Source organism: Pseudomonas sp. microsymbiont 2 (assembly GCF_054788395.1).
The window spans coordinates 5,700,294-5,725,944 of sequence record NZ_CM139112.1 but is presented as its reverse complement, the minus strand read 5'-3'; the positions used below and the strand labels follow the sequence as shown (position 1 = coordinate 5,725,944).

The following is a 25,651-nucleotide window of genomic DNA, read 5'->3' as shown; positions in this document are numbered from 1 at the left end:
ACAAGGCCGCTCCTACAGGGGCCTATGAACGCCGAGAAAATCAGGGCTCCAGCCGCGCCTGCAACTGCTCCAGCCCGTCGTTGAGCGCCTGCTCCAGCTCACGCTTGTAGCGCAGGTACAGGCTGGTGGAGCCCTGCTCGTCCTCCAGCAGCTCGGACAGGTCGAGGTCAGTGATGTAGCAGCGGTAATTGCCGCTGCTGCGGCGCTGGCGGAGGATCTGCCGGGCGACCGCAGCATACAGCTGGTCGCCATGCTCCAGTTCGGAGAACTCCTGCTGGTCGCAATAGAGCGTGACGTGCACCCCTTCGCCCGCGCCGGCCTGGAGGATCGCCTGGACCTCGTAGTACGCCTGGGCGTGGCTGTCCTGTGGTGTCGGACGAGGCTCCAGGCTGCGTGCCTTGCCCGGCCCGGAGGGCAGCAACTGGTAGTAGAGGATGTCCAGCGACGCCTGCTGCAGGCTGTCCAGGGGCAGCTGCGCGTCGCGGCGCATCACCATCGATTGCAGGAAGCGCTGCAGTGGCAGCAGCAGGTGGCGTTCGTCCTGCAGGGGGAGGCGCTGCCGCCAGAGCGCGTTGTGCTCGTCCAGCACGTATAGCTCGGCCCAGCCGTCGAGCAGGCGGTAGAACACCTGGATGCAGCGAGGTTGGCCCTGGGCTAGCAGCAGTGGCAGGTCATGATCCAGCAGGGCCTGGGCATCCAGGTGCAGTGGGCTGTAGCGGCTGCGTTCTTCGCCGAGCGCATCGAGCAGCGCGTTGTGGTCGTCGAGGCTGGCCAGGGTGACCAGTCCTGGCTGCAGGTCGAAGATGTGCGTGTACTGGGCCACCTGCAGCAGGTAGCGCTGATTCGGGCTCTGGTCGAGCAGGCGTTGCGTGGTGTCGAAGATTTCCTCGACCCGCTGGCCGATGGCCTGGGCGCGATTGTGGCAGAAGCAGCGCACCCGGACCCGCGGTCGCTGGCTGCGCTGGCCGAGGGCGTTGAGGTGATCACGCAGGCAGCGCACCAGTGCATGCTCGCCGTCGTAGCGCTGCACCAGCACTTCATTCCAGCTGTTGAGGGTGATCTGGTCGAGGGTCAGCACCAGGTTTTCGCGCACGCCGGCGTAGCTCAGCGAGTCGGTGCGCTCGGTGGTCATCAGGATGTTCAGGTCGCGATGCTGGCGCAGCGGATCTACGCCGACATTGACCAGCAGCAGGATCTCGTCGGCGACGCTTGGCTGTAGCAGGCGCACCTCGCCGACCGTTTCCAGCGGTAGCGCAATGCTCTGCTGCAGGCTGCCGAGCAGGTTGAACAGCTCGAACTCGCTCAGGTCGCTGGCGCCCGGATGCAGGGCCAGGCGCGTGCTGCTGTCGATCACGCCATTGCGGTGCGCCCAGGCAAGCAGCTCGAGCAGCTCCCGGCAACGTTTGAGCGGGCTGAAATGCTCCCACTCGTGGACCCCCAGGTTGCCGTTGTACAGGCCCCAGTGGTACGTGCCTGGCTCCTTGCGATTGGGCGATTGCACCAGGGTGAGGGTGTCTTCGGCCAGGTCCGGGGCAATGCCTGGGTTGATCACCTCGACTTTGCCGGCGCGGCGTTCGAAGGCGGCATACAGGCGCCGACCAAGCACGTTGAGGTCGCGCTGGTCGGCGCGGCTGTTGGCGTTCTGCAGGCGGGCGAATTGGGTGAGGAAGCGGTAGCTGTGGTTCAGCTCGGCCACCAGCTCGCGGCGCTCGACCGCCACCTGGCGCACCTTCCACTGGCTGCGACTGTCGAGCAGGGCCAGCTGGCGCTCGTCCCAGCCCCACTCCTCGGTCAGGCGTGCGAGCAGCTGGCGTTGCCAGCCGCCACTGCGGGCGCGGCCCGGATCGCCGAGCTTCTTGTTCACCTTGAGGTACAGGCTGCGCCGCACCAGCTCCAGGCGCGCCGGCTCGCCGCGCTGCAGCAGGTAGCGTTCGATGCGGCGATAGACCATCACGTAGGGATCGAGCTCGTCCAGGTCCAGCTGGTTGGCGAACACGGCCTGCTTGTAGTCCAGGCTCAGGCAGCGCACGTCCGGGTGCTCGCTGGCGTAGGCCTCGGTGAGCAGCAGCTTGAGCAATGACTTGTAGGGCGAGTCGATGCCCTTGAACAACTGCCACAGCCCGGCCCCGACGAACTCGCTTGGCGGGATGTGCGCCAGGTGGCCGAGGTCGAGGTCGTCCTGGGGGCGGATGAAACGCTTGGAGAGCAGCGTCTGGGTGTAGTCGCGATAGTTGTGTTCCTGATAGACCGGCACCAGCCACCACAGCGGTGTGCGTCCGGCCAGCCAGATGGCGGTGCGGTAGAACTCGTCGAGCAATAGATAATGCTGGGTGGTGCCGCAGTCGTCGGAACTGAGCTGGCTGTCGCGCTCGCCCTGGACGAAGCCCTGGGGCTCGATCAGGAAGAAATGCGCCTCGGCGCCCTGGCTCGCGGCCCATGCCTCGAGCAGTTGGCATTTGCGCCGCAGCTCGGCCAGCGCTTGCTCGTCCAGCTCGGGTGCGTGGCAGACCCACAGGTCCATATCGCTCTGTTCGGCCTGGGCCAGGGTGCCGAGGCTGCCCATCAGGAACAGGCCGTGGATTGGCTGCGGCGGATTGCCGTGGCGCGCCTTGTAGGTGAAGGAGCGGGTCAGGCGCTGGGCTTCGGCCAGCAGGTCGCTGTCGGGTTCGAAGCCGGATACGCCGGCGGGGGTGGTGCCCGAGACATAGCCCGGCAGCAGCGGGTGATTGACGTGGAAGAACAGTGGCAACAGGGTGAGGACCTGCTGCTGGCGCGTGGACAGCCCTTCCATCGCTCGTGCCAGGCGGCCCTGGTTGATCTTCAAAAAGCGCGCGCGCAGCTTGGACAGCTCCTTGCGGTCGATGCCTTGGTCGATATCGGGGCGGATTTCATGGGGGTGGTTCATTGCGCACTCAGGCAGGCCGGGAGGAGCATTGGCGAGTTTAGCCTGAGTGGGGCGGTCGGATAAGAGGCTGGTGGCTTTTTGACGTCAGATTTATAGCGCGCGTCTGCGGCAGATGGCGAGGCAAGCCCGCTCCCACGGGGTGTGAGAGCGGGCTCGGCGAATCAGGCTGGCTGCGGGGTCTTGAGGATGGTCAGGAGCAGCTGGACGCTTCCGGCGGCATCGTTGCCCAGGCTGGTGAGGTAGCCACCATCAGGCTGGTCGGTGAGCTCTTTGTCGTACAGGCGCTGGGCGGCGGCAATCAGGGCGGGGGAGGCGCTGCTGCCAACCTTGATGCCTTCCTGATGACTGTCCAGGTTGAACAGGGCAAGCACTTCCAGTTCGGCGATCAGTTCCGGGGTGAAGGACATGGGCTACTCCTGACTTCGAGACAAGGATGGAAGTCAGGAGTGTAGTCAGGTTTATTCGATGTCGCCTTGATCCGCCTCAGGTGGCAGCTCCGGCAGGGCGCGCAGGGCGGTTTCATACCATTCGGTGTCGAACGGGCGGTCTTCGTCGAGCATGGCGTCGATCTCGATGGCCAGCACATGGGCCATGAGGTTGAGGATGTCCTCGCGCTCGTAGCCGACCAGGGTCAGCTTGTTGAAGGTGGCCTTGGCCGCTGGCGGCTCGCCGCTTTCGATCTGGTTCTCGATGGCCTGGGTCAGTGTCGCCTCGGCGAAGTCTTCGTCGTCATTGTCGATGTCGGTGGGCTCGCTCATGGCGTTACTCCTGTGGTGGGAGGCACAGTGTGCCACGCCTGTGCTGGCAATGCCCGGTCATCGATGCCGGGCATGGAACTGGCCAAGGGTGGGGAAGGGGGCTATAAAAGCCGGGCCATCCCCACACGGCCTTGGAGGCTGTCTCAATGCTCAAGCTTCATGGATTCGCGGTCAGCAACTACTACAACATGGTCAAGCTGGCCTTGCTGGAGAAAGGCGTGCCCTTCGAAGAGGTGCCGTTCTTTGGCGGCCCAGCCCCCGAGGCCCTGGCCAAAAGCCCGCGCGGCAAGGTGCCGGTGCTGCAGACCGAGCACGGTTTCATCAGCGAGACCGGGGTCATCCTCGACTACATCGAGCAGACCCAGCCGGGCAAGGCGCTGCTGCCGGCCGATGCCTTCGGGCAGGCCAAGGTGCGCGAGCTGCTGCGGGAAATCGAGCTGTATATCGAGTTGCCGGCGCGTACCTGCTACGCCGAGGCGTTCTTCGGCGCGGCGGTGGAACCGCTGATCAAGGAGCGGGCGCGGGCGGATCTGCTGGCGGGCTTCGCCACCCTCAAGCGTAACGGGCGGTTCCAGCCTTACGTGGCCGGTGAGCAACTGACCATCGCCGACCTGATGTTCTGCTTCTCGGTCGACCTGGCGTGCGCGGTGGGCAAGAAGGTGCTGAACATCGACTTCCTGGCGGACTTCCCGGAAGCGCGGGCGCTGTTGCAGCTGCTGGGCGAGAACCCGCACATGGCGCGGATCGTGGCGGACAAGGATGCGGCGATGCCGGCGTTCCTCGAAATGATCAAGAACAAGCGCTGAAGGTCTGAAAAGGGGGGCTGCCTTGCAGCCCATTCGCGGGCAAGCCCGCTCCCACAGGGATTTGCACATTCCCTGTGGGAGCGGGCTTGCCCGCGAACGAGGGCGCAGCCCTCGCGATACAGCTTAACGCGAAGCCAGCAGGGCCTTGCCGCGAACCACTGCCGCGCGCACCTGGGCCGGCGCGGTGCCGCCGATGTGGTTGCGGGCATTCACCGAACCTTCCAGGGTCAGCACGGCGAACACATCCTGCTCGATCTGGTCGCTGAACTGGCGCAGCTCGTCCAGGCTCATCTCCGCCAGGTCCTTGCCGGTATCGACGCCGTACTTCACCGCATGGCCGACGATCTCGTGGCAGTCACGGAACGGCAGGCCACGGCGCACCAGGTAGTCGGCAAGATCCGTGGCAGTGGAGAAGCCGCGCAGCGCCGCCTCGCGCATGATCGCGTGCTTGGGCTTGATCGCCGGGATCATGTCGGCGAAGGCACGCAGCGAGTCGCGCAGGGTGTCGGCGGCGTCGAACAGCGGCTCCTTGTCTTCCTGGTTGTCCTTGTTGTAGGCCAGCGGCTGGCCTTTCATCAGGGTCAGCAGGCCGGTCAGGGCGCCGAACACACGGCCGCTCTTGCCGCGCACCAGCTCGGGTACGTCAGGGTTCTTCTTCTGCGGCATGATCGAGCTGCCGGTGCAGAAGCGATCGGGCAGGTCGATGAACTGGAACTGCGCGCTGGTCCACAGCACCAACTCTTCGGAGAAGCGCGACAGATGCATCATGGCAATGCTGGCGGCGGCGCAGAACTCGATGGCGAAGTCACGGTCCGAAACGCCGTCCAGCGAGTTGCCGGCCACGGCTTCGAAGCCCAGCAGCTTGCAGGTCAGTTCGCGGTCGATCGGGTAGGTGGTGCCAGCCAGCGCGGCGCTGCCCAGGGGCATGCGGTTGGCGCGCTTGCGGCAGTCCACCAGGCGCTCGTAGTCGCGGCTGAGCATTTCGAACCAGGCCAGCAGGTGGTGGCCGAAGGTGACCGGCTGGGCGGTCTGCAGGTGGGTGAAGCCGGGCATGATGGTCTCGGCTTCGCGCTCGGCCTGCTCCAGCAGGCCTTTCTGCAGGCGGGTGATCTCGCCCAGGATCACGTCGATCTCATCGCGCAGCCACAGACGAATGTCGGTGGCCACCTGGTCGTTGCGGCTGCGGCCGGTGTGCAGCTTCTTGCCGGTGATGCCGATGCGGTCGGTCAGGCGCGCCTCGATGTTCATGTGCACGTCTTCCAGATCGACGCGCCAGTCGAAGGTACCGGCCTCGATTTCGCCCTGGATGGTCTTCAGGCCATCGACGATCGCGTCACGCTCGGCCTCGCTGAGCACGCCGACCTGCGCCAGCATGGTGGCGTGGGCGATCGAACCCATGATGTCGTGGCGGTACAGGCGCTTGTCGAAGTCGACCGAGGCGGTGAAACGGGCGACGAAGGCGTCGACGGGTTCACTGAAGCGGCCGCCCCAGGACTGATTGGTCTTGTCGGTGCTCATGGATTCACTCGTTGAAGGCGTGAACGGAAAAAGTGGCGCCGATCATAGCAGGGTTGCGCCCAGCGCCGCAGGGCGCTGGTCGTGAGAATCGTCCGATAGCGAAGGGGTGCGGCATATTCATCGATTGAACGGCAGTGTTCCACGGACCGTCTACAGTTGGACAAAGGGCTGGCGGTGAATCTGCCAGGCCAGTGAATCTTTGGCCTTCGCACCGGTCTGTAGCGTGACCGCGTTTCGGTCGTCCCACATTTGTCTACGCTATACCCGTGCGAGACTCACTCAGGAATCCAGCGCAATTATGAATGTCCTGATCGTTGATGATGAACCCCAGGCCCGCGAGCGACTGAGCCGGCTGCTCGGCGAGCTGGAGGGCTACACCGTGTTGGAGCCCAGCGCCACCAACGGCGAGGAGGCCCTGGCCCTGATCGAAAGTCTGAAACCCGACGTGGTGCTGCTGGATATCGGCATGCCGGGCCTCGATGGCCTGCAGGTCGCCGCCCGGCTGTGCGAGCGCGAGTCGCCGCCGGCGGTGGTGTTCTGCACCGGCGATGACGAATACGGTTCGGAGGCGTTCAGGGACAGCACCCTGAGCCATGTCGTGAAGCCCATCCAGGGCCAGGCCCTGCGCGATGCCCTGCGCCGCGCGGAAAAACCCAGCCGCGTGCAACTGGCGGCGCTGACCCGTCCGGCCTCTGACCCCGGCGGCGGCCCACGCAGCCATATCAGTGCGCGCACGCGCAAGGGCATCGAGCTGATCCCCATCCCGCAAGTCATCTATTTCATCGCGGACCACAAATACGTCACCCTGCGCCATGAGGCCGGTGAAGTGCTGCTCGACGAACCGCTCAAGGCCCTGGAGGACGAGTTTGGCGAGCGCTTCGTGCGCATTCATCGCAACGCGCTGGTTGCTCGTGAGCGCATCGAACGGCTGCAGCGCACGCCGCTGGGGCATTTCCAGCTTTACCTGAAGGGCCTGGAGGGCGATGCCCTGACCGTCAGCCGCCGGCATGTGGCCGGGGTACGCAAGATGATGCAGAGCCTGCACTGAGGGTGTCCGCACAAAACTGTGATTCTGCTCGGCCCTTGTAGGAGCGGCCTTGTGTCGCGATAGGGCCGCAAAGCGGCCCCAGGGTTTCAGCGACGATGCTTGAATTGCTGGGGCCGCTGTGCGGCCCTATCGCGACACAAGGCCGCTCCTACACCAGGCCGTGCCTGAGCTATTGATCCGTATCTGCAAGCGATACTGACGATGCTGTTATCATCGGCGGTATTTCTCTGGATCGGGGCGTTTCATGTCCACTCGCGAAATCCGCATTGCCACCCGTAAAAGTGCCTTGGCCCTGTGGCAGGCCGAATACGTCAAAGCCCGCCTGGAACAGGCCCATCCCGGCATCCGGGTGAGTCTGGTGCCGATGGTCAGCCGTGGCGACAAGTTGCTCGATGCGCCGCTGGCGAAGATCGGCGGCAAGGGCCTGTTCGTCAAGGAGCTGGAAACCGCCCTGCTCGACGACGAGGCCGACATCGCCGTGCATTCGATGAAGGACGTGCCCATGGACTTCCCCGACGGCCTGGGCCTCTACTGCATCTGCGAGCGGGAAGACCCGCGCGACGCCTTCGTTTCCAACACCTTCGCCAGCCTCGAGGCCTTGCCGGCCGGCAGCATCGTCGGCACCTCCAGCCTGCGCCGCCAGGCCCAGTTGCTGGCCCGGCGCCCCGATCTCGAAATTCGCTTCCTGCGCGGCAACGTCAACACCCGCCTGGCCAAGCTCGATGCCGGTGAGTACGACGCCATCATTCTTGCCGCCGCCGGCCTGATCCGCCTCGGTTTCGAAGACCGCATCACCTCGAGCATCAGCGTCGAGGACAGCCTGCCGGCCGGTGGCCAGGGCGCGGTGGGCATCGAGTGCCGTAGCGCCGACAGCGAGATCCACGCCTTGCTGGCGCCACTGCACCATGTCGACACCGCCGACCGGGTGGTGGCCGAGCGGGCGCTGAACAAGCACCTCAACGGCGGCTGCCAGGTGCCGATCGCCTGCTACGCGGTGCTCGAAGGCGAGCAGCTGTGGCTGCGCGGCCTGGTTGGCCAGCCCTCCGGCGGTACCTTGCTGGTGGCCGAGGCCCGGGCGCCGCGTACCGATGCCGAGCGCCTGGGCGTGCGGGTCGCCGAAGACCTGCTCGGGCAGGGCGCCGAGGCGATCCTCAAGGAAGTCTATGGCGAGGCCGGCCACCCGTGAGCCCCTGGCGCCTGCTGCTGACGCGCCCTGAACAGGACTGCGCGGCGCTGGCGCAGACGCTGGCCGCTGCCGGCATCGCCAGCGCTAGCCTGCCGTTGCTGACTATCGAGGCGATCGCGCCGGACCCGGCGCAGTTGAAGCGCCTGCGCTCGATTGGCGAGGCCCAGGCGATCATCGTGGTGAGCAAGTCTGCGGCTCGCCTGCTGCTCGAGCAGCTCGCCCAGGCAGGCGTGACGCCGCCGCGCGAAGGCTGGTTCAGCGTGGGCGAGGCGACGGCGCGAATCCTCCAGGAGCAAGGGTTGCAGGTGAGCTTCCCGGCGACCGGCGACGACAGCGAAGCCCTGCTCGAACTGCCGGCCCTGGGGGCGTCGCTCGCTGTGCCAGCACCCCGGGTGCTCATCGTTCGAGGCCTCGGAGGTCGCGAACTGCTGGCCGAGCGTCTTGCCGAGCAAGGTGCTAGTGTCGATTATCTGGAACTGTATCGCCGCTGCCTGCCGGATTATCCGGCCAATGCCCTCGTCCAGCGCATTGCGGGGGAACGCCTCAATGGCCTGGTGGTCAGCAGTGGGCAGGGGCTTGAACACTTGCACCGCCTGGCGGGCGCGGACTGGCCGAGGCTTTGCCGCTTGCCGCTGTTCGTGCCCAGCCCTCGGGTGGCCGAGCAGGCCCGTGCGCTCGGGGCGAAAGAAATTGTGGATTGTCGTGGCGCCAGCGCCGCGGCCTTGCTGGCAGCCGTGCAGCGAACCGCTGCGCCTGCCCCTTAAGGCGCTAAGCTAGAGAGCGATGCGCCACCATGCAAAGGATGGATACGTGAGCGAAACTGTCTTGTCCAACACCGAACAGCCCTCGGCGCCTGAGGCGCCGCAATCCAACGCCGCCAACCCCGCCCGACGCTCCGGCAATGGCTTGGCGCTGCTGGCCCTGCTGCTGGGCGCCGCCGGCGTCGCGGTCGGCGGCTGGGGCGTCTGGCAAGTACGTCAACTGCAAGGCAGCGAGCAAGGCCAGGGCGAGCACCTGCAAGCCCTCAACCAGCGCGCCGACGCGTTGCAGCAGCGCGAGCAGCAACTCAGCGCGCAACTGGCCAGCCTGCCGGCGGCCAGCGAACTGGAGGACCGTCGCCGGCTGGTGGCGCAGTTGCAGGGTGATCAGCAGCGTCTGAGCCAGCGCCTGGAAACCGTGCTCGGTGAAAGCCGCAAGGAGTGGCGCCTGGCCGAGGCCGAGCACCTGCTGCGCCTGGCGACCCTGCGCTTGTCGGCCTTGCAGGACATCGCCAGCGCCAAGGCGCTGGTCGAGGGAGCCGACGAGATCCTGCGCGAGCAGAGCGACCCCGGCGCCTTCGCCGCCCGCGAACAGCTGACCCGCAGCCTGGCGACGCTCAACAGCACCCAGCAGCCGGACCGTACCGGACTGTTCCTCAAACTGGCCGCCCAGCGTGAGCTGGTCCAGCAGCTCAGCGCCCAGTCGCCGGAGTTCGACAGCAAGGCCGACGCCATGGGCGCGCTGACCGCCGACGGCGACGGCGCCAGCCGCTGGTCGCAGTGGTGGGCCGAGATATCCAAGTACTTCCAGGTCGAGTTCAATGCCGATGACAACGTGCGCCCGCTGCTTTCCGGGCAGTCGCTCAACCAGCTGCGCCTGGCCTTGAGCCTGACCATCGAGCAGGCCCAGTGGGCGGCGCTCAATGGCGACGCCAAGGTCTATGCCCAGGCGCTGGACGACGCGCGCAGCGTGCTGCTGGCCAACTTCAACCCGGACAACCCACAGAGCAAGGCGATGCTCGACAGCCTCAACCAGCTGGCCGAGCAACCGGTGTCGGTGGTCACTCCCGACCTGAGCGAGAGCCTGGCCGCGGTGCAGGCCTATATCCAGCGTCGTGACCTGCCGGCTGCCGCCGAGGGGAGCAAGCCATGAAGCGCGTCTACCTGCTGGCGGTGCTGGCGATCGTGATCGCCGCGGCGCTGGGCATCGCCATCGCCAAGCACAGCGGCTACGTGCTGATCGCCTATGGCGGTTTCCGCTATCAGTCCGGGCTGTGGGCGGCGCTGGGGGCGTTGGCGGGAATCATCCTGCTGCTGCTTTTGCTGCGCTACCTGGTCGGCCTGGTGCTGACCTCCTCCGGGGTGGTCAATCCGTGGTCGCGGCGCAATCGCAGCCGGCGAACACGCATCGCTGTCGAGCAGGGCCAACTGGATCTCGCCGAAGGCCGCTGGGCCAGCGCCCAGCGTCATCTGCAGCGCGCAGCCGAGGCCGATCGCCAGCCATTGCTGTACTACCTTGGCGCCGCCCGCGCGGCCAACGAGCTGGGCCGCGTCGAAGAGCGCGACAACCTGCTCGAACGTGCCCTGGAGCGCCAGCCCCAGGCCGAGCTCGCGATCGCCCTCACGCATGCCCAGTTGCAAATGGACCGTGGCGAGAGCGAGGGCGCGCTGGAAGCGCTGCAGGCCATGCAAGAGCGCCACCCGCACAATGCACAGGTGCTGCGTTTGCTGCAGCGCCTGCACCTGGAGCATGGCGACTGGCCGGCGCTGATCCGTCTGCTGCCCGACCTGCGCAAGTACAAGGTGCTGCCGCCAGCCGAGCTGGCCGATCTGGAGCAGCGGGCCTGGGGGCAGAACCTCGGGCTGGCGGCGAGTCGTGGCGACGATGCGCAGACGGCGCGCCAGGGGCTCGAACGCGCCTGGCAGCAGTTGACCGCGGCCCAGCGCCAGGAGCCGCAACTGGTGTCGGCCTATGCCGAGCAACTGCGTCAGAGCGGCGCCCAGGGTGAAGCCGAACAGGTGCTGCGCGCGGCGCTCAAGCGCGGCTACGAAAGCCATCTGGCGCGCCTCTACGGCCTGGTGCGCGGCGACGATCCGGCGCGGCAGCTGCAAACCGCCGAGGGCTGGCTCAAGGATCACCCAGAGGACCCGAGCCTGCTGCTCACCCTCGGCCGACTGAGCTTGCAGAACCGCCTCTGGGGCAAGGCGCGCGACTACCTGGAAAGCAGCCTGCGTCTGGAGCGCAATCCGGAGGCCTGTGCCGAGCTGGCGCGCCTGTTGGCCGGGTTGGGTGAGACCGAGCGCAGCAACCAGCTGTTTCAGGAGGGTCTGGGGCTGTTGGATGAGCGCCTGCTGGCGTTGCCGCTGCCTGAGGGTGTCAGGGCCTGAGAGGGCATTGGGGCCGCCAGGCGGCCCCTGTCGTCAGCGCTGAAATCAGTCTTGCGGAATTTTCCTGCCTGCATGTCAGACTATTCCCGCTTTCAGTGAAATTGATTCGCTCCCCAATTAGCGACTTGTCCGCTCTGTAGCGCCTTGATACAAAGCGCTCCTTTCCTCTACCGTTTCAATCCACTTCCCCTCTCGCGGACATCCAATACTCATGTCGCTGGCCTGCTTGCGCAGCTTTTTCTTTCCCGCTTTCCTGGCATCGCTGGCGGTGCTGGCGGCCTCGTTTCGCCTCGAGTCGGTCGTCGGCCTGGTGCCTTGCGCACTATGTTTCAGCCAGCGCCTGATGCTGGGGCTCTACGCACTGGTGTGCCTGGCCTGCGCCATGCACGCTCCCGCTTCGCGAGGCCAGCGTGGCTATGCCTGGTCGGCGCTGTGCGTGGCGGCGGGCGGCGCGCTGCTGGCGGGGCGGCATGTCTGGTTGCAAGGCGATCCGCTGGCCGTCGATGGCTGCCAGCTGCCGTTGGGCTCGCTCATGCAACGTCCGCTGGGCGAGATGCTGCACCTGTTCCTGTTGGGCAGCCCCGACTGCGTGTCCATCAGCTGGAGTTTTCTCGACCTGACCTTGCCCGAGTGGAGCCTGTTGGCCTTCCTGCTGTTGGCGGCGCTGCCCCTGTCCTGGCTGGTGGCGTATCGTTTCCGCTACCACGCGGCAGTTTGATCCAGGGCAATGTGCCCGGTATTGCGCGACCAGCGGTGGGCAGGGCGGGGATTAAACGCTTGTATGAACTTTGTCTGCTGCGTACCTTGATGGGCAGGTCGCGCGGGAATAATCTCCCAGCACGCTTATCGAAAACACAACTGCTCGATGCCGTCTGCTGATGTCACTTTTGTGCCACGGTGTTGTGTCGCGAAGTGCAGCGGCATCTATCCAGAAGGGATGAGATCGCCATGCTCGATAGTTGCCAGAACGCCCAGGAACGCTGGGGCGGTGTTCACAAGCTGATCGATCGTTGGCTGGAGGAGCGCCAGGAGCTGGTGCACGCCTTCCGCGCCTTGCGCGATGCCAAGCCGGCCTTTGCCGACAAGGACAAGAACCGCGACTTCTGCGCGCTCCTGGTCGACTATGTCTCGGCCTGGCACTTCGAGGTCAGCGAGCAGTTGGTCAGCGAAGCCAAGGCCTTTGGCGACACCAAGGCTCTGGAACTGGCTACGCAGATCAATCCACGCATCGATGACAGCACCCAGATCGCGCTGGCCTTCAATGATCATTGCGAGAAGGGCGAGTGCACCGACCCTGAGCGTTTCGCCGATAAACTGGCCAAGCTAGGCGGCCTGCTGCGCGAACGCTTCGAGTTGGAGGACTGCCTCATCGAAGTGCTGCACACCGCGCACAAGGAAGAGGACGCGGTACAGGCCTGACTCAGTCGGCCACCGCCAGCAGTTCGATCTCGAATACCAACGGGGTGTAGGGCGCGATCAGGTCGCCCGCACCTTCCGCGCCATAGGCCTGTGCAGAAGGGATTACCAGCCGCCATTTCGATCCGGCCTTCATCTTCGGCAGGGCCACCTGCCAGCCCTCGATCACCGAGTCCAGCTTGAACCACTGTGGTTGCAGGTTCTGGTCGAACACCGTGCCATCCGGCAGCCTTCCCACGTAACGTACCTGCACGCTGCCAGTGGCCTTTGGTTGGGCGCCGTTGCCGCTGGCCAGCTCGCTGTAGAGGATGCCTTCGGGCAACGCGCGCACGCCGGCCTTGGCCCGCTCGCCGGCCATGAAGCGTTTTTCGCTGTTCAGCAATTTATCGACTTCGGCCTGCTCGGCGGCGGCATTGGCCTGTTGGTCATGTTGCTGGAGGATGGCCTGCATGCGTGATTTGTCGATCCGTGGCGGCTGGCCCTGGTAGGCCTGGCGCAGGCCCTCGACCAGCGCGTCCATTTGCAGGCCGGGTACTTCCGCGCGCAGCCGTTCACCCAGGCTGGAGCCGATGCTGTACGCAAGGTCATTGTCGTTGACGGGACTGGTTTCGGCGCTGGCCATTGGCAGATTGGCCGCCAGGCACAGGCCGAAAATCAGGTAACGGGGCATGGTCGACTCCTGCTGCAATGAGCGCGAAGTATGCCAGCCTTGTCGACGAATAATGCGTAAATATCAGCAACACATTAATCGGCAACTACACTTGTTTTCTGCTGCAAGACAACAACTTTGCCCAGGCATGCAACGCGGCGCTATCGAGACGGTCAACATGCCCTAGCGGCGGTAGCAGCAGAAGCATAGTATGAGCCGCACTCTCGTCAGCCAGGAGGTAAACCATGTCGGCCAAAAAGAAGCCAGTAAGTACGCCGTTGCACCTGCTCCAGCAACTTTCGGGCAGCCTGCTCGAACATTTGGAAGATGCCTGCTCCCAAGCGCTGGCGGATGCCGAGAAACTGCTGGCCAAGTTGGAAAAACAACGTGGCAAGGCGCAGGAAAAACTGCATAACGCGCGCTTGAAGTTGCAAGATGCCGCCAAAGCCGGCAAGGCCAAGGCACAAGGCAAGGCGCAAAAAGCCGCCGGTGAACTTGAACACCTGCTCGACGCTTTGAAAGATCGCCAGGCCCAGACCCGTACTTATATCCAGCAACTCAAGCGCGATGCCCAGGAGAGCCTGAAGCTGGCGCAAGGTGTCGGCAAGGTCCGCGAGGCCGCGGGCAAGGCACTGGATGCGCGTACCGTTGCACCGAAAGCGGCTGCCAAGCCTGCCGCGAAGCCAGCTGCCGCCAAGGCCCCGGCCAGGACCGCCGCCGCGAAACCAGCCGCCAAGTCTGCCGCGAAGCCGGCTGCGGCCAAGGCACCGGCCAGGACCGCCGCCGCGAAACCAGCCGCCAAGCCTGCCGCAAAACCGGCTGCGGCCAAGGCACCGGCCAGGACTGCCGCCGCGAAACCAGCCGCCAAGCCTGCCGCGAAACCGGCTGCGACCAAGGCCCCGGCCAGGACCGCCGCCGCGAAGCCCGCCGCCAAGCCTGCCGCGAAACCGGCTGCTGCCAAGGCCCCGGCCAAGACTGCCGCCGCGAAGCCCGCCGCCAAGCCTGCCGCGAAACCGGCTGCTGCCAAGGCCCCGGCCAAGGCTGCCGCTGCGAAACCAGCCGCCAAACCTGCCGCGAAGCCGGTTGCTGCCAAGGCCCCGGCCAAGCCCGCCGCCGCGAAGCCAGCCGCCAAGCCTGCCGCGAAACCGGCTGCCGCCAAGGCCCCGGCCAAGCCTGCCGCTGCGAAGCCAGCCGCCAAACCTGCCACGGTCAGCAAGCCCGTCGACAGCAAGCCAGCCACGCCGTCCGCCAGCACATCGGCGCCAGTGGCCAGCACCCCGGCCGCACCTGCCAGCACCCCGGCTCAGTCGCCGTCCTCGGCCTCCTGAAGCCTCTGTGCCGCGACGCGCAGCTGTTGCAGCGCGTCGTGGCTCCAGGCCTGGTCCGGCGCGAGCCGGGCCAGCCAATCCGCTCCAGTGTTCTCTCCGGCTGGCCAGCCTTCGGCCAGGTGCTGCAGGCGTTCCAGCAAGGCGCGCTCACTCTGCAGCTCCAACGCCTTCACCTGCTCACGCAACGCATCCAGCCGCGGATCCGTCGAGGCCTGCTCGCGCCACTGCCGGCGTAGCATACGCAAGGGGGTGACCACCTCTTGCTGCCATGGCCCGGCCAGTGCCTGCAAGGCCAGCACGCGCTGTGCGTCAGGCGCCACGCCACGCGCCTGCAGCCAAGTGCCGCACAGCAGCAGGCAAACGTCGCCACCCAACGCCTGGAGCGTCAGGCAGGCCGCTTCTACCCCCGGCCGCGCGTAGAGGGCCAGGGCATGTTTCCACAGGTCGGTGTGCATGGTTTCACTCACGCCAGTGATCGGCGAAGCTGGTAGACTCCGCGACCATCATGATCAGACTATCGAACCTCACTTTACAGCGTGGTCCGCAGCGCCTGCTAGAAGGCGCCGAGATGACCCTGCACGCCGGCCACAAAGCCGGCCTGATCGGTGCCAACGGCGCCGGCAAATCCAGCCTGTTCGCACTGCTGCGCGGTGAGCTGTCGCCCGACGCCGGCGACTGCCAGCTGCCCGGCGACTGGCGCATCGCCCACATGCGCCAGGAGGTCGATACCCTCGACCGCGTTGCCGTGGACTATGTGCTCGATGGCGACGCCCGCCTGCGCAAGGTCCAGGCCGAGCTCGCCGCCGCCGAGCAGGCCCACGATGGCACCGCCCTGGCGCGCCTGCACAGTGAGCTGGACAGCGCCGACGGCTACACCGCCGATGCCCGCGCGCGCAAGCTGCTGGCCGGTCTGGGCTTTACCAACGAGCAGATGGACCGGCGTGTCGGCGATTTCTCCGGTGGCTGGCGGATGCGCCTGAACCTGGCCCAGGCGCTGATGTGCCCATCGGACCTGCTGCTGCTCGACGAGCCCACCAACCACCTGGATCTCGACGCCATCCTCTGGCTGGAAGAGTGGCTCAAGGGCTACCCGGGCACGCTGCTGCTGATCTCCCATGACCGCGACTTCCTCGATGCCGTGGTCGACCATGTGCTGCACGTCGAGCAGCGCAAGCTGAACCTCTACAAGGGTGGCTACAGCGCCTTCGAGCGCACCCGCGCCGAACGCCTGGCGCAACAGCAGCAGGCCTACGAGAAGCAGCAGGCGCAGCGCGCGCACATGGAAAAATACATCGCCCGCTTCAAGGCCCAGGCCACCAAGGCCCGCCAGGCGCAGAGCCGGATCAAGGCCCTGGAGCGCATGGAGGAGCTGTCGGCGGCCCACGTCGATTCGCCGTTCGACTTCGTCTTCCGCGAGTCGGAGAAGATCTCCAGCCCGCTGCTCGACCTGTCCGAAGGTCGTCTGGGCTATGGCGACAAGGCGGTGCTGGAAAAGGTCAAGCTGCAGCTGGCGCCTGGCGCGCGCATCGGCCTGCTCGGTCCCAACGGCGCGGGCAAGTCGACCCTGATCAAGAACCTCGCCGGCGAGCTGCAACCGCTGTCCGGGCGCCTGGTGCGCGGCGAGAACCTCGCCGTCGGCTACTTCGCCCAGCACCAGCTCGACTCGCTGGACGACAAGGCCAGCCCGTTGCTGCACCTGCAGCGCATCGCCCCGGGTGAGCGCGAGCAGACCCTGCGCGACTTTCTCGGCGGTTTCGACTTCCATGGCAACCGTGTCGACGAGCCGGTGGTGAATTTCTCCGGTGGCGAAAAGGCCCGCCTGGCCCTGGCGCTGATCGCCTGGGAGCGGCCCAACCTGCTGCTGCTCGACGAGCCGACCAACCACCTCGACCTGGAGATGCGCCTGGCGCTGACCATGGCCCTGCAGGAGTTCGCCGGCGCCGTGGTGGTGGTCTCCCACGACCGTCACCTGCTCAAGAGCACCACCAACGACTTCCTGCTGGTGGCCGATGGCAAGGTCGACACCTTCGACGGCGACCTGGACGACTACAGCCGCTGGCTGGTCGAGTTCCGTCAGCGCAACGCGCCTGCGAGCAGCGCGCCCGTCAACCCGGACAAGACCGACAAGAAGGCCCAGCGCCAGGCTGCCGCCGCCCTGCGCCAGCAGTTGGCGCCGCACAAGAAGGCGGCCGACAAGCTGGAGGCCGAGCTCAACCAGGTGCATAAGGAACTGGCCGAGGTCGAGACCGCACTGGGCGATAGCAGCCTGTACGAGGCGTCGCGCAAGGATGAACTGCGCGACTTGCTGGCCCGCCAGACCAAGCTCAAGCAACGCGAAGGCGAGCTTGAGGAAGCCTGGATGGAAGCCCTGGAAACGCTGGAAAGCATGCAGGCCGAGCTCGAGGCGCTGTCCTGATGGAGGAGTTGCGCTCGCTGCTGCCGGGGCAGTGGATGGACACGTTCTGGCTGGGGCTGCAGATCCTGCTGATCCTGATCGCCGCGTTCATCCTGCAGCGCATGGTTGCCCGCGGGCTGCGCAGCCTGGGCGAGCGCTACCCGTTGCCGCACGAGCTGATGGTGCCGGTGCGTGGCGCCCTGCGCTGGCTGATCATGGGCAGCGCGCTGCTGTTCGTGCTGGAGCGCATGGGGGTGTCCGCCACTGTGCTGTGGACGGCGCTGTCGGGCTTCGTCGCGGTGGCGGCGGTGGCGTTCTTCGCCATCTGGAGCGTGCTGTCCAACTTGTTGTGCGCGGTATTGATCTTCACGGTCGGGCCGTTTCGCATCGGCGATGTGGTCGAGCTGGTCGACACCCTCGACAAACCGGGAGTGAAGGGCCGCGTCATCGCCATCAACCTGCTGTACACCACGCTGATGGAAACGCCGGAGGCGGGCGGGGCGCTGGTGCAGGTGCCGAACAGCCAGTTCTTCCAGAAGGCGGTGCGGCGTTGGCGGGGGACCGAGGTGGTGGCCGTGGCGAAGGATTCTGTCGTCGAGGCTGACTGAGGCATCGTTGATACCTGTTCGGCCGCCTTCGCGGGTAATGCGTATACCCTGTGGGAGCGGGTTTACCCGCGAAGAGGCCCGCAGAGACACTGCAAAAACCACTGGTTATTTTTTCGCCAACACCTTAGCTTAACGTTTTGCAACAAACGTTCGAGCGAGGTGTGCGATGTCGATGGAAACGTGGTTGGCCTTCTTTGCCGCGTGCTGGGTGATCAGCCTGTCGCCGGGTGCCGGGGCCATTGCCTCGATGTCCAGCGGCTTGCAGTACGGTTTCTGGCGCGGTTACTGGAACGCCCTGGGCCTGCAGCTGGGCCTGATCGTGCAGATCGCCATCATCGCCGCCGGTGTCGGCGCCATTCTCGCCGCGTCGGCCACCGCCTTCCAGCTCATCAAGTGGTTTGGCGTCGCCTACCTGGTCTACCTCGCCTACAAGCAATGGCGCGCCCTGCCGATGGACATGAGCGACGAGTCCGGCGTGCGGCCGATCGGCAAGCCGCTGAGCCTGGTGTTCCGTGGTTTTCTGGTCAACGTCAGCAACCCCAAGGCGCTGGTGTTCATGCTGGCGGTGCTGCCGCAGTTCATCAACCCGCACGAGGCGTTGCTGCCGCAGTATGTGGCGATCACCGTGACCATGATCAGCGTCGACATGCTGGTGATGGCGGGCTACACCGGGCTGGCCTCGCGAGTGCTGCGACTGCTGCGCACGCCGAAGCAGCAGAAGCGCCTGAACCGCACCTTTGCCGGGCTGTTCATCGGCGCGGCGACCTTCCTGGCGACCCTGCGCCGGGCGCCGATCTGATTGATTGTGCAGGCCCATTCGCGGGCTTGCCCGCGAATGCCGCGCCGCTATTTCTGTTTGTCCACCAGCCCCTTGAGCAGATCCAGCGGCAGCGGAAACACGATGGTCGAGCTCTTGTCCCCGGCGATCGTGCCCAGCGTCTGCATGTAGCGCAGCTGCATCGCTCCGGGCTCCTTGCCCAGCATCTGCGCGGCCTGCATCAGTTTCTCCGACGCCTGCAGCTCGCCCTCGGCATGGATTACCTTGGCCCGCCGTTCCCGTTCGGCCTCGGCCTGGCGGGCGATGGCACGGACCATCGATTCGTTGAGGTCGACGTGCTTGATCTCGACGTTGGCCACCTTGATGCCCCAGGCGTCGGTCTGCGCGTCGAGCACCTCGCGGATGTCCGAATTCAGTTGCTCGCGCTCGGCCAGCAGTTCGTCCAGCTCGTGCTTGCCGAGCACGGCGCGCAGGGTGGTCTGGGCCAGCTGGCTGGTGGCCGCGAGAAAGTCCTCGACCTGGATGATCGCCTTCTGCGGATCGAGCACGCGAAAGTACAGCACGGCGTTGACCTTGACCGAGACGTTGTCGCGGGTGATCACATCCTGGGGCGGCACGTCGAGCACCACGGTGCGCAGGTCGACGCGGACCATCTGCTGGATCCCCGGGATCAGGATGATCAACCCCGGCCCCTTGACTTGCCAGAAGCGCCCCAGTTGGAACACCACCCCGCGCTCGTATTCGCGCAGGATGCGCAGCGCCGACAGCAGCAACACCGCCAGCAGCACCAGCACGGTGCCGAAACCGAATTGCACGAACATGTTCACTCTCCTTGCGCCGTGGGCGCGGTGGCGCTGACCTCCAGGGTTACGCCGTTGCGCGCGGTCACCCGCACGTGCTGGCCGGGTTGCAGCGGCGTCGCGCAACGCGCCTGCCATTCTTCGCCCTGGGCCTGGACCGAGCCGCAGAACGGGTTGTCCGCGCGCACCAGGGTCACCGTGGCCAGGCTGCCGACCAGCCCGGCGTCACCGCTGACCACCGCACGCCTGCGCGCTTTTATCGCCATGCCCAGCACGCCACCGAGCAGCAGCGCGGAAACCATCGCGAGGCTGACGATCAGTGCCAGGGGGATGCCGAAGCCGGGGGCGTCGGTGTCCATCAGGATCACCGCGCCGACCACGAAGGCGACTACGCCGCCCAAGCCGACCACGCCGAAGCTGGGCAGGAACGCCTCGGCGATCATGAACGCCAGGCCGAGCAGGATCAGCGCCATTCCGGCATGGTTCACCGGCAGCAGTTGCAGGGCGTATAGCGCCAGCAGCAGGCAAATGCCGCCGATCACCCCGCCGACACCGGAGCCTGGGTTCATGAATTCGAAGAGCAGGCCATACACGCCGATCATGATCAGGATCAGCGCCACGCTGGGGTTGGTGATCACCGCCAGCAGTCGCGTGCGCCAGTCCGGCAGGTGCTCGCTCACGCTGGCGCCGACGGTTCGCAGCTGCACGGTCTGGCCAGCGACGACCAGCGATCTGCCATCGAGCTGGCGCAGCAGGTCTGGCAGGTCGTTGGCGAGCAGGTCGACCACCTTCAGGCGCACTGCCTCGCTGGCCGGCAGGCTGACCGCCTCGCGCACGGCCTTTTCCGCCCAGTCGGCGTTACGCCCGCGCAGCTCGGCGAGGCCGCGGATGTAGGCGGCGGCATCATTGATCTGTTTGCGCGCGAGGGTGTCTTCTTCGTTGTTGGCGGGTGCTTTGTCGCCTTGGCCAGGGGCGCCGATCTGCACGGGGGTGGCGGCGCCCAGGTTGGTTCCGGGCGCCATGGCCGCGACATGGCTGGCATACAGGATATAGGTGCCAGCGCTCGCCGCTCGCGCACCGCCTGGGGCGACGTAGGTGACCACCGGTATCGGGCTGGCGAGGATGGCCTTGATGATCTGACGCATGGCGCTGTCCAGCCCGCCAGGGGTGTCGAGGCGGATCACCACCAGTTGCGCGTCCTGCGCCTGGGCCTGTTCCAGGCCGCGCAGCAGATAGTCGGCGCTGGCCGGGCCGATCGCGTCGTCGATACTCAGCAACCAGACACTGGCGCCTGGCGCGGCATGGCCGGCCGGGGCGAGCCCCAGCAACAGTGACAACAGCAGTACGCGCCAGCCGTGAGCGATCACCTGTCGTCACCTCGTGCGGACCAGTCCCTGAAGTTTAGTCGTGCCTGACCGCCCACGGCCTAAACTTGAGGATGGGGGCAGAACCGGAGGTGCATCATGCGTATGGCCAAGACCCTTCAGCAGCGCCTGGACCAGGCCAACTGCGACTACGACATCATTCCCCATCCCCACTCGGCCACCAGCCTGGAGTCGGCGCGCACGGCCGGCGTGCCCGCCGAGCGGGTCGCCAAGTCGGTGATGCTCGATGACCGCCATGGCAACTACATCATGGCCGTGCTGCCGGCCAACCGGCACCTGGACATGAGCGAGGTGCGCATGACCGGCGCCTGGCAGCTGACCCGTGAAAGCAACCTGCCCAGCTTGTTCGGCGATTGCGAACGCGGCGCCATCCCGGCCCTGGGCGACGCCTACAACATCCCCATGCTGCTCGACCGCAGTCTTACCCGCCAGGGCGATGTCTATCTCGAGGCAGGTGATCACGATCACCTTATCCACATGAGCATGGAGCAATACTTGAAACTGGTGCCGCACGCCGAAGTGCGCGAACTGAGCTGATGCTCGCAACCCACACCGGGCTGGCGTCGTGGACGATCGGCCCGGCCATAGGAGTGAATCATGGAAGCGCCGATCCACAAGTTTTCCGAACTGTTCAAGCAGCTGGGCCTGCCGGACGATGCGCTGGGCATCGACCAGTTCATCACCAGCCATTCGCCGCTCAAGGGTGATGTGAAGCTGGTGGATGCGCCGTTCTGGAACGAGTCCCAGCGTTCGTTCCTCAAGGACAGCATCAACGAGGATGCCGATTGGGCGGAGCTGTTCGATCAACTCAACGAAGCGCTGCGCCGTCCTCGCCAATAAAGCGCCGAGTGGCACCTGATGGGTGATCGGGCCGTTGCTATGCTCAGGGAAAACAAGAGGGGATGGCGCAATGAAAGATCCCTACGCACCTGGCTTCTGGTGCACCGTGACGATCCTGGGCACCCTGACCGCCGGCTACTTCTACGGTATCCGGCACACCCACACGATGAACCACGCCGTGCAGTTTCTCTATGCCGCCGCCGCCGTGACCGCGGCGGTGGCGTTGTGCGGCCTGGCGTGGGTCGCCTGGCAGCAGCTGCACCTGAACAAGCGTGAAGTGGCCCAAGGCCGAACGTTGCTGACCATCTGGAACACCAAGGTTGCCCTGCGCCGGGTCGAGACCGTGTTCGACCGTTACTTCTGGGGCAGCTACTGGCATTCCGGACGTACCTTCGAAGAGGTGATGGGCGAGCTCAAGGGCACGCCGCTGGAGCAGAGCCTCGACGCTCTCAAGCGCCAGTGCCGGGAGCTCGATCGGGAGGTTCACGATCATCACCACCATTGGCTGGCCAATGCCCGGGACCTTTCCAGCGTGGCCACGGCCATGGCCCGTGAGCGCTATCAGCTGGACCTGTGCGATGCGCCGGTGCGTGAGGGTGGCAACACCGCCGTGCTCAACCGGGATCTGGAAGTGCTGGTGTACACCTGGTCGGCGCGCCTGCGCAGCTTCGACCATCAGCTGGACGAGCTGGAGCGCGCCTATCACTGAGCAGGTTCATTCACCGCGGATGTACTGCTCCAGTTGCAGGATCAGGTTGGCCTGTTCGGCGATGGTTTCCTTGACCAGGTCGCCGATCGACAGCAGCCCCAGCAGTTTGCCCTCGTGCACCACCGGCAGGTGGCGCAGGTGGCGGTTGGTCATCAGGTTCATGCAGTACTCGAGGTTCTGCTTGGGTTCGACGGTAACCACCGGAGAGCTCATGATGTCGCGTACCGGCGTGGCCGCCGAGGAACGGCCCTTGAGCACCAGCTTGCGGGCGTAGTCGCGTTCGCTGACGATCCCCACTACCTGGTCGTTCTCCACCACCGGCAGTGCACCGACGTTCTTCTCCGCCAGCAGCCTCAAGGCATCCAACACCGAGTCGTCAGGGCTGATGGTGTAGACGGTGTGGTGCTGGGACTTGGCTTTGAGGATTTGTTCGACGTTCTTCATACGGGCCTCTGTGGGTGGAAACGCGACGTGTCGGAGTAAATAAAGCATCCGGCACGGCGCTCTGCACGGCAATGCAGGAAACGGCATCGAGGTGATTGAAAAACGTCATCAGGAAACGGGGTTGCCGTTCGTCAGGGAACTGAGTTCGCAGGTAGTCCGCGCACCCTGTGGGAGCGGGTTCACCCGCGAATACCGGCGTAGCCGGTGCCACGCACGGCGTCGCTTGCTTCGCGGCTAAAGCCGCTCCCACAGGAATCGAACAAGCGTCAACCCTTGGGGCTTGTTGTGGCGAAAGGGCCGCAACGCGGCCCCGGGTGAGTCATCAGAGCTTCGGCATCTGCCCGATCCGCGCGACCATCTCGCTGACGATCTGCAGGTCGAGCATGAACTGCCCCACGGTCTTGAACTCGTTGTCGTTGTGCCCGCTGTACTTCACGTCCGGCATGGCCAGGCCGAACTGCACGCCGTTGGGCAAGTCGTGCACCGAGGTGGCGCCAGCGGAGGTGCCGTACTCGTGCTTCATGCCCAGGTTCTCGCTGGCCACGGCCAGCAGGGCCTTGACCCATTCGCCTTCGGGGTTGCGGTACATCGGCTCGTCGAGGGTGTAGGCGAAGGCCACCGATGTGTGGCTGGTGCGCGCCCAGTCACCGAGCTTGTCGGAGATCTCGGTCTTGAGGGTCTCGAGCGACTTGCCCCTGGGAATACGCAGGTTCACCGCCAGCTTCAGCGCCTTGTCATCCAGGCCGACGAAGGTCAGCGAGGCGGTCAGCGGCCCCATGAAGTCATCCTTGAAGCCCACGCCAAGCTTGTTGCCCAGGTAGTCCAGGCCCCAGTTGTGCGCGGCATAGCGGGCGGCGTCGGTGATGTGGTTGTGCTTGAGCGGCACTTGCTTCTGCACGCCATCGAGGAAATCGAGCATGCGCGCCACCGGGTTGACCCCGGACTCGGGCTCGGAGGAGTGCGCCGACACGCCGGTCACGGTCAGCAGTACCTGTTTGCCGTCGGCCTTGGCGTCGATCTTGAAGTCACCGCCGTGTTGCTTGACGTATTCGCCGCCGGTTTTCTCCAGGGCCTTGGCCAGCTCCTGCGGTTGGTCACTGATCAGGGTCGCCACCGAATTGCCAGGGATCTGGTTGGTGGCCAGGCCACCGGTCAGATTCACCACCTCGGCGCCTTTGCCGGTGCCTGCGCGCTTGGTGAAGGTGGCCATGATGGTGCCGTAGCCTTTCTCGGCGATCACCACCGGGTAGCCGCCGTCCAGTGCGAGGTTGTAGTCGGGCGTGGCGTTGCGCTCGAAATAGTAGGGGATGGCATCGCCGGTGGTCTCTTCGGTGGTATCCACCAGCAGCTTGAACTGGCGCGCCAGCGGCAGCTTCTCATCCTTGGCCACCTTCAGCGCGTAGAGCGCGACTACGATGCCGTTCTTGTCGTCCTCGGTGCCGCGGCCGTACATGCGATCGCCCACCAAGGTGACCTTGAACGGATCGAGCTTGGTGCCGTCCTCGAGTTTCCAGTTTTCCGGAGTCACCGGCACCACGTCGGCGTGGGCGTGGATGCCGATCACTTCCTTGCCTTCGCCAAGCGTGATCTCGTAGACGCGGTTGTCGATGTTGCGGAACGTCAGGCCAAAGCCCTCGGCCAGGGCCTTGATCTTGTCGGCGAACTTGAGGAATTCCGGGTTCTCGTGTTGTGGCACGCCCTCTTTGCGGTAGGTCGGGATCTCCACCAGCTGGCGCAGGGTTTCGGTGGCGGCCTTGCCGTACTTGATACGGGTGTACAGGCCCAGCAGGCGGTGGATCTCGTCCTGCTGTTCGGCGGCGAGCGGCTTGCCGGCCAGGTACAGCTTGAGGGTGGCGTCCAGCTTGTCGGCCTTGGCCAGGTCGCTGCCGGCCAGCTTGCCGAGGAACTGCCTGAAGTTGGCCGGGTCGCTGCCGTCGTAGGCCTTGATGATGGCGGCGGACTGCTGCTGGGACAGGTTGGCCTGGGCCGGCACGGTGAACAGGGCCAGGCTGGTCAGCATCACGGAGGCGGCGCAGAGCTTGGTAAATGGCATGGGGGTGCGCATTCCTTTGCAGGTGTTGGTGGGGTCCGTTTACGCAAACGGAAGATGCCCCACGCTAACACCAATGCCCACCCGTGCGGGAGAGGTGGCATTGTGACGTCATGCACAAATGAAAAAGCCCCAGGCATGGCCTGGGGCTTTTTGAAGATGGCGCACTCGGCGGGATTCGAACCCACGACCCCTGCCTTCGGAGGGCAGTACTCTATCCAGCTGAGCTACGAGTGCAACGGGCCGCATCATACCCATGTGCGTCGGCGGCGTCCATGGCCTTGATCTGCGGATGTTTTTCCAGAGGGGCGCGGTGTTGCTCCAAGCCGATTCCGGGAGTGGCGATTTCTGCTTAAATGCCGGCCCAGGTGTGTGGCAGTGGCAATGGAGAGAGACGTCGATGAAAGGCTGGGCAAGGAAGGTGGCCGCAGGTGTGCTCTGGCTCATCAGTGGCGCGGCGTTGGCGGGGAACCCGGGACAAGCGCCTGTGGACAAGCTGGCATTGAGCATTTTGCAGGACCTGGAGGTGAACTCCTTCGAGAACTCGCTACGGCCAGCACACTACCCACCAGGCACGACACTGGGGCAGACGCCTTATCGTGTGTACGAAAAGGTCGCCGCGAGCACGGGGGCCTATCTTGCCCGGGATGCACAAGGCAGTTGGCTTTACAGTGTCAGGGTGCTGGAGGCGGGTGAGGACCGCGCCACCATCTGCTTCGTGGATCAGAACCCTCAGGGCGGTTATCTGGCGGCTTCGCGGCTGCAGGTCAGGCGTAACCTGGCCGGGCACTACGTCGTCGTGCGCAGCTTGCCCGCCGCGCCAGCCTGCGTGGTATCCAGGGGCTGAGGCCTGGCGCGGCGGGTTTCTTCTATCCATATGAA

The 25,651-nt window shown here is 65.5% G+C and carries 26 protein-coding genes and 1 tRNA gene; 16 read left to right on the top strand and 11 right to left on the bottom strand.

From position 1 onward, the window contains the following. Positions 1-40: 40 nt before the first annotated feature. From ACYUME_RS25705 to ACYUME_RS25695, 3 genes are all read right to left on the bottom strand, one after another. Positions 41-2,905, bottom strand: coding sequence for a class I adenylate cyclase (locus tag ACYUME_RS25705; RefSeq protein ID WP_460417538.1), 2,865 nt, complete (start codon positions 2,903-2,905; stop codon positions 41-43). Positions 2,906-3,066: 161 nt separating this feature from the next. Beyond that, entirely contained in the window at positions 3,067-3,312 is a 246-nt protein-coding gene (locus ACYUME_RS25700; RefSeq protein WP_460417536.1) for a TIGR02647 family protein, read from the bottom strand. A 51-nt stretch (positions 3,313-3,363) separates the two neighbouring features. Beyond that, the gene (locus ACYUME_RS25695; RefSeq protein WP_460417534.1) at positions 3,364-3,663 is read right to left on the bottom strand and encodes a hypothetical protein; all 300 of its coding nucleotides are present in this window, start codon (positions 3,661-3,663) and stop codon (positions 3,364-3,366) included. Positions 3,664-3,809: 146 nt separating this feature from the next. Here ACYUME_RS25695 and ACYUME_RS25690 point away from each other — a divergent pair, with 146 nt between their 5' ends. Then, the gene (locus ACYUME_RS25690) at positions 3,810-4,469 is read left to right on the top strand and encodes a glutathione S-transferase (RefSeq protein ID WP_279885405.1); all 660 of its coding nucleotides are present in this window, start codon (positions 3,810-3,812) and stop codon (positions 4,467-4,469) included. A 123-nt stretch (positions 4,470-4,592) separates the two neighbouring features. On the opposite strand, the gene argH is transcribed toward ACYUME_RS25690, so the two are convergent. Further along, positions 4,593-5,987 (bottom strand): argininosuccinate lyase, encoded by a 1,395-nt coding sequence (gene argH / locus ACYUME_RS25685; protein WP_279885403.1) that lies wholly within the window; start codon positions 5,985-5,987, stop codon positions 4,593-4,595. A 298-nt stretch (positions 5,988-6,285) separates the two neighbouring features. Between argH and ACYUME_RS25680 the strand changes: the two genes are divergently transcribed. From ACYUME_RS25680 to rsd, 7 genes are all read left to right on the top strand, one after another. Next, a complete protein-coding gene (locus ACYUME_RS25680; protein ID WP_460417532.1) occupies positions 6,286-7,035 on the top strand; it encodes a LytR/AlgR family response regulator transcription factor in 750 nt (249 codons plus the stop codon). Between the two features lie 244 nt (positions 7,036-7,279). Then, positions 7,280-8,221: a hydroxymethylbilane synthase gene (hemC, locus tag ACYUME_RS25675; RefSeq protein ID WP_279885399.1), complete on the top strand. Its 942-nt coding sequence runs from the start codon at positions 7,280-7,282 to the stop codon at positions 8,219-8,221. After that, complete coding sequence (locus ACYUME_RS25670; RefSeq protein WP_460417530.1) at positions 8,218-8,985, top strand: uroporphyrinogen-III synthase; 768 nt, start codon at positions 8,218-8,220, stop codon at positions 8,983-8,985. Before hemC ends, ACYUME_RS25670 begins: the two co-directional genes overlap by 4 nt. Positions 8,986-9,031: 46 nt before the next feature. Beyond that, a complete protein-coding gene (locus ACYUME_RS25665; protein ID WP_279885395.1) occupies positions 9,032-10,132 on the top strand; it encodes a uroporphyrinogen-III C-methyltransferase in 1,101 nt (366 codons plus the stop codon). Continuing rightward, entirely contained in the window at positions 10,129-11,367 is a 1,239-nt protein-coding gene (locus ACYUME_RS25660; RefSeq protein ID WP_279885393.1) for a heme biosynthesis HemY N-terminal domain-containing protein, read from the top strand. Before ACYUME_RS25665 ends, ACYUME_RS25660 begins: the two co-directional genes overlap by 4 nt. 211 nt (positions 11,368-11,578) lie before the next feature. After that, entirely contained in the window at positions 11,579-12,085 is a 507-nt protein-coding gene (locus ACYUME_RS25655) for a disulfide bond formation protein B (RefSeq protein ID WP_460417528.1), read from the top strand. A gap of 230 nt (positions 12,086-12,315) precedes the next feature. Then, a complete protein-coding gene (rsd, locus tag ACYUME_RS25650) occupies positions 12,316-12,786 on the top strand; it encodes a sigma D regulator (RefSeq protein ID WP_460417526.1) in 471 nt (156 codons plus the stop codon). Position 12,787: 1 nt separating this feature from the next. Here the strand turns inward: rsd and ACYUME_RS25645 are convergent, their stop codons facing one another. Further along, positions 12,788-13,453: an FKBP-type peptidyl-prolyl cis-trans isomerase gene (locus ACYUME_RS25645; RefSeq protein WP_460417525.1), complete on the bottom strand. Its 666-nt coding sequence runs from the start codon at positions 13,451-13,453 to the stop codon at positions 12,788-12,790. Positions 13,454-13,677: 224 nt separating this feature from the next. Between ACYUME_RS25645 and ACYUME_RS25640 the strand changes: the two genes are divergently transcribed. Beyond that, on the top strand, positions 13,678-14,760 hold the full coding sequence (locus ACYUME_RS25640) for an AlgP family protein (protein ID WP_460417524.1): 1,083 nt from the start codon (positions 13,678-13,680) through the stop codon (positions 14,758-14,760). On the opposite strand, the gene ACYUME_RS25635 is transcribed toward ACYUME_RS25640, so the two are convergent. Then, positions 14,736-15,215, bottom strand: a complete 480-nt coding sequence (locus ACYUME_RS25635) for a TIGR02444 family protein (protein WP_460417523.1) — start codon at positions 15,213-15,215, stop codon at positions 14,736-14,738. The genes ACYUME_RS25640 and ACYUME_RS25635 overlap by 25 nt on opposite strands. A 50-nt stretch (positions 15,216-15,265) precedes the next feature. Here ACYUME_RS25635 and ACYUME_RS25630 point away from each other — a divergent pair, with 50 nt between their 5' ends. From ACYUME_RS25630 to ACYUME_RS25620, 3 genes are all read left to right on the top strand, one after another. Beyond that, complete coding sequence (locus tag ACYUME_RS25630) at positions 15,266-17,176, top strand: ATP-binding cassette domain-containing protein (protein ID WP_460417521.1); 1,911 nt, start codon at positions 15,266-15,268, stop codon at positions 17,174-17,176. Next, positions 17,176-17,763 carry a mechanosensitive ion channel family protein gene (locus tag ACYUME_RS25625; RefSeq protein ID WP_279885381.1) on the top strand — a complete coding sequence of 196 codons (588 nt, stop codon included), beginning with the start codon at positions 17,176-17,178 and terminating at the stop codon, positions 17,761-17,763. The genes ACYUME_RS25630 and ACYUME_RS25625 overlap by 1 nt, the downstream gene beginning before the upstream one ends. Positions 17,764-17,929: 166 nt before the next feature. Next, a complete protein-coding gene (locus ACYUME_RS25620; RefSeq protein ID WP_460417519.1) occupies positions 17,930-18,562 on the top strand; it encodes a LysE family transporter in 633 nt (210 codons plus the stop codon). Between the two features lie 47 nt (positions 18,563-18,609). On the opposite strand, the gene ACYUME_RS25615 is transcribed toward ACYUME_RS25620, so the two are convergent. Both ACYUME_RS25615 and ACYUME_RS25610 read right to left on the bottom strand, forming a co-directional pair. Further along, on the bottom strand, positions 18,610-19,362 hold the full coding sequence (locus ACYUME_RS25615; RefSeq protein ID WP_279885376.1) for a slipin family protein: 753 nt from the start codon (positions 19,360-19,362) through the stop codon (positions 18,610-18,612). Between the two features lie 2 nt (positions 19,363-19,364). Beyond that, on the bottom strand, positions 19,365-20,708 hold the full coding sequence (locus tag ACYUME_RS25610) for an NfeD family protein (protein WP_460417517.1): 1,344 nt from the start codon (positions 20,706-20,708) through the stop codon (positions 19,365-19,367). Positions 20,709-20,804: 96 nt separating this feature from the next. Between ACYUME_RS25610 and ACYUME_RS25605 the strand changes: the two genes are divergently transcribed. The 3 genes from ACYUME_RS25605 (at position 20,805) to ACYUME_RS25595 (ending at position 22,275) form a co-directional block, all read left to right on the top strand. Continuing rightward, a complete protein-coding gene (locus ACYUME_RS25605; RefSeq protein ID WP_460417516.1) occupies positions 20,805-21,263 on the top strand; it encodes an aminoacyl-tRNA deacylase in 459 nt (152 codons plus the stop codon). Between the two features lie 60 nt (positions 21,264-21,323). Then, a complete protein-coding gene (locus ACYUME_RS25600) occupies positions 21,324-21,566 on the top strand; it encodes a DUF2789 domain-containing protein (protein WP_279885369.1) in 243 nt (80 codons plus the stop codon). 70 nt (positions 21,567-21,636) lie between these two features. Continuing rightward, a complete protein-coding gene (locus tag ACYUME_RS25595) occupies positions 21,637-22,275 on the top strand; it encodes an NADH:ubiquinone oxidoreductase subunit N (protein WP_279885368.1) in 639 nt (212 codons plus the stop codon). Between the two features lie 6 nt (positions 22,276-22,281). Here the strand turns inward: ACYUME_RS25595 and ACYUME_RS25590 are convergent, their stop codons facing one another. The 3 genes from ACYUME_RS25590 to ACYUME_RS25580 all read right to left on the bottom strand — a co-directional run bounded on the left by ACYUME_RS25590 (position 22,282) and on the right by ACYUME_RS25580 (position 25,006). Then, positions 22,282-22,719 (bottom strand): CBS domain-containing protein, encoded by a 438-nt coding sequence (locus ACYUME_RS25590; protein WP_279885366.1) that lies wholly within the window; start codon positions 22,717-22,719, stop codon positions 22,282-22,284. 322 nt (positions 22,720-23,041) lie between these two features. Further along, positions 23,042-24,772: a dipeptidase gene (locus tag ACYUME_RS25585; RefSeq protein ID WP_460417514.1), complete on the bottom strand. Its 1,731-nt coding sequence runs from the start codon at positions 24,770-24,772 to the stop codon at positions 23,042-23,044. A 157-nt stretch (positions 24,773-24,929) separates the two neighbouring features. Then, positions 24,930-25,006: transfer RNA gene (locus tag ACYUME_RS25580), tRNA-Arg, on the bottom strand. Between the two features lie 163 nt (positions 25,007-25,169). Here ACYUME_RS25580 and ACYUME_RS25575 point away from each other — a divergent pair. After that, entirely contained in the window at positions 25,170-25,616 is a 447-nt protein-coding gene (locus ACYUME_RS25575; protein ID WP_460417513.1) for a hypothetical protein, read from the top strand. The last annotated feature ends 35 nt before the right edge of the window (positions 25,617-25,651 follow it).

Coding starts and splice junctions, on each gene's coding strand:
- ACYUME_RS25590 (WP_279885366.1), bottom strand. CDS start 22,719: ATGAAGAACGTCGAACAAATCCTCAAAGCCAAGTCCCAGCACCACACC.
- ACYUME_RS25625 (WP_279885381.1), top strand. CDS start 17,176: ATGGAGGAGTTGCGCTCGCTGCTGCCGGGGCAGTGGATGGACACGTTC.
- ACYUME_RS25600 (WP_279885369.1), top strand. CDS start 21,324: ATGGAAGCGCCGATCCACAAGTTTTCCGAACTGTTCAAGCAGCTGGGC.
- argH (WP_279885403.1), bottom strand. CDS start 5,987: ATGAGCACCGACAAGACCAATCAGTCCTGGGGCGGCCGCTTCAGTGAA.
- ACYUME_RS25705 (WP_460417538.1), bottom strand. CDS start 2,905: ATGAACCACCCCCATGAAATCCGCCCCGATATCGACCAAGGCATCGAC.
- ACYUME_RS25620 (WP_460417519.1), top strand. CDS start 17,930: ATGTCGATGGAAACGTGGTTGGCCTTCTTTGCCGCGTGCTGGGTGATC.
- hemC (WP_279885399.1), top strand. CDS start 7,280: ATGTCCACTCGCGAAATCCGCATTGCCACCCGTAAAAGTGCCTTGGCC.
- ACYUME_RS25680 (WP_460417532.1), top strand. CDS start 6,286: ATGAATGTCCTGATCGTTGATGATGAACCCCAGGCCCGCGAGCGACTG.
- ACYUME_RS25615 (WP_279885376.1), bottom strand. CDS start 19,362: ATGTTCGTGCAATTCGGTTTCGGCACCGTGCTGGTGCTGCTGGCGGTG.
- ACYUME_RS25575 (WP_460417513.1), top strand. CDS start 25,170: ATGAAAGGCTGGGCAAGGAAGGTGGCCGCAGGTGTGCTCTGGCTCATC.
- ACYUME_RS25585 (WP_460417514.1), bottom strand. CDS start 24,772: ATGCCATTTACCAAGCTCTGCGCCGCCTCCGTGATGCTGACCAGCCTG.
- ACYUME_RS25635 (WP_460417523.1), bottom strand. CDS start 15,215: ATGCACACCGACCTGTGGAAACATGCCCTGGCCCTCTACGCGCGGCCG.
- ACYUME_RS25605 (WP_460417516.1), top strand. CDS start 20,805: ATGCGTATGGCCAAGACCCTTCAGCAGCGCCTGGACCAGGCCAACTGC.
- ACYUME_RS25655 (WP_460417528.1), top strand. CDS start 11,579: ATGTCGCTGGCCTGCTTGCGCAGCTTTTTCTTTCCCGCTTTCCTGGCA.
- ACYUME_RS25660 (WP_279885393.1), top strand. CDS start 10,129: ATGAAGCGCGTCTACCTGCTGGCGGTGCTGGCGATCGTGATCGCCGCG.
- ACYUME_RS25690 (WP_279885405.1), top strand. CDS start 3,810: ATGCTCAAGCTTCATGGATTCGCGGTCAGCAACTACTACAACATGGTC.
- ACYUME_RS25630 (WP_460417521.1), top strand. CDS start 15,266: ATGATCAGACTATCGAACCTCACTTTACAGCGTGGTCCGCAGCGCCTG.
- ACYUME_RS25640 (WP_460417524.1), top strand. CDS start 13,678: ATGTCGGCCAAAAAGAAGCCAGTAAGTACGCCGTTGCACCTGCTCCAG.
- ACYUME_RS25595 (WP_279885368.1), top strand. CDS start 21,637: ATGAAAGATCCCTACGCACCTGGCTTCTGGTGCACCGTGACGATCCTG.
- ACYUME_RS25695 (WP_460417534.1), bottom strand. CDS start 3,663: ATGAGCGAGCCCACCGACATCGACAATGACGACGAAGACTTCGCCGAG.
- ACYUME_RS25700 (WP_460417536.1), bottom strand. CDS start 3,312: ATGTCCTTCACCCCGGAACTGATCGCCGAACTGGAAGTGCTTGCCCTG.
- ACYUME_RS25645 (WP_460417525.1), bottom strand. CDS start 13,453: ATGCCCCGTTACCTGATTTTCGGCCTGTGCCTGGCGGCCAATCTGCCA.
- rsd (WP_460417526.1), top strand. CDS start 12,316: ATGCTCGATAGTTGCCAGAACGCCCAGGAACGCTGGGGCGGTGTTCAC.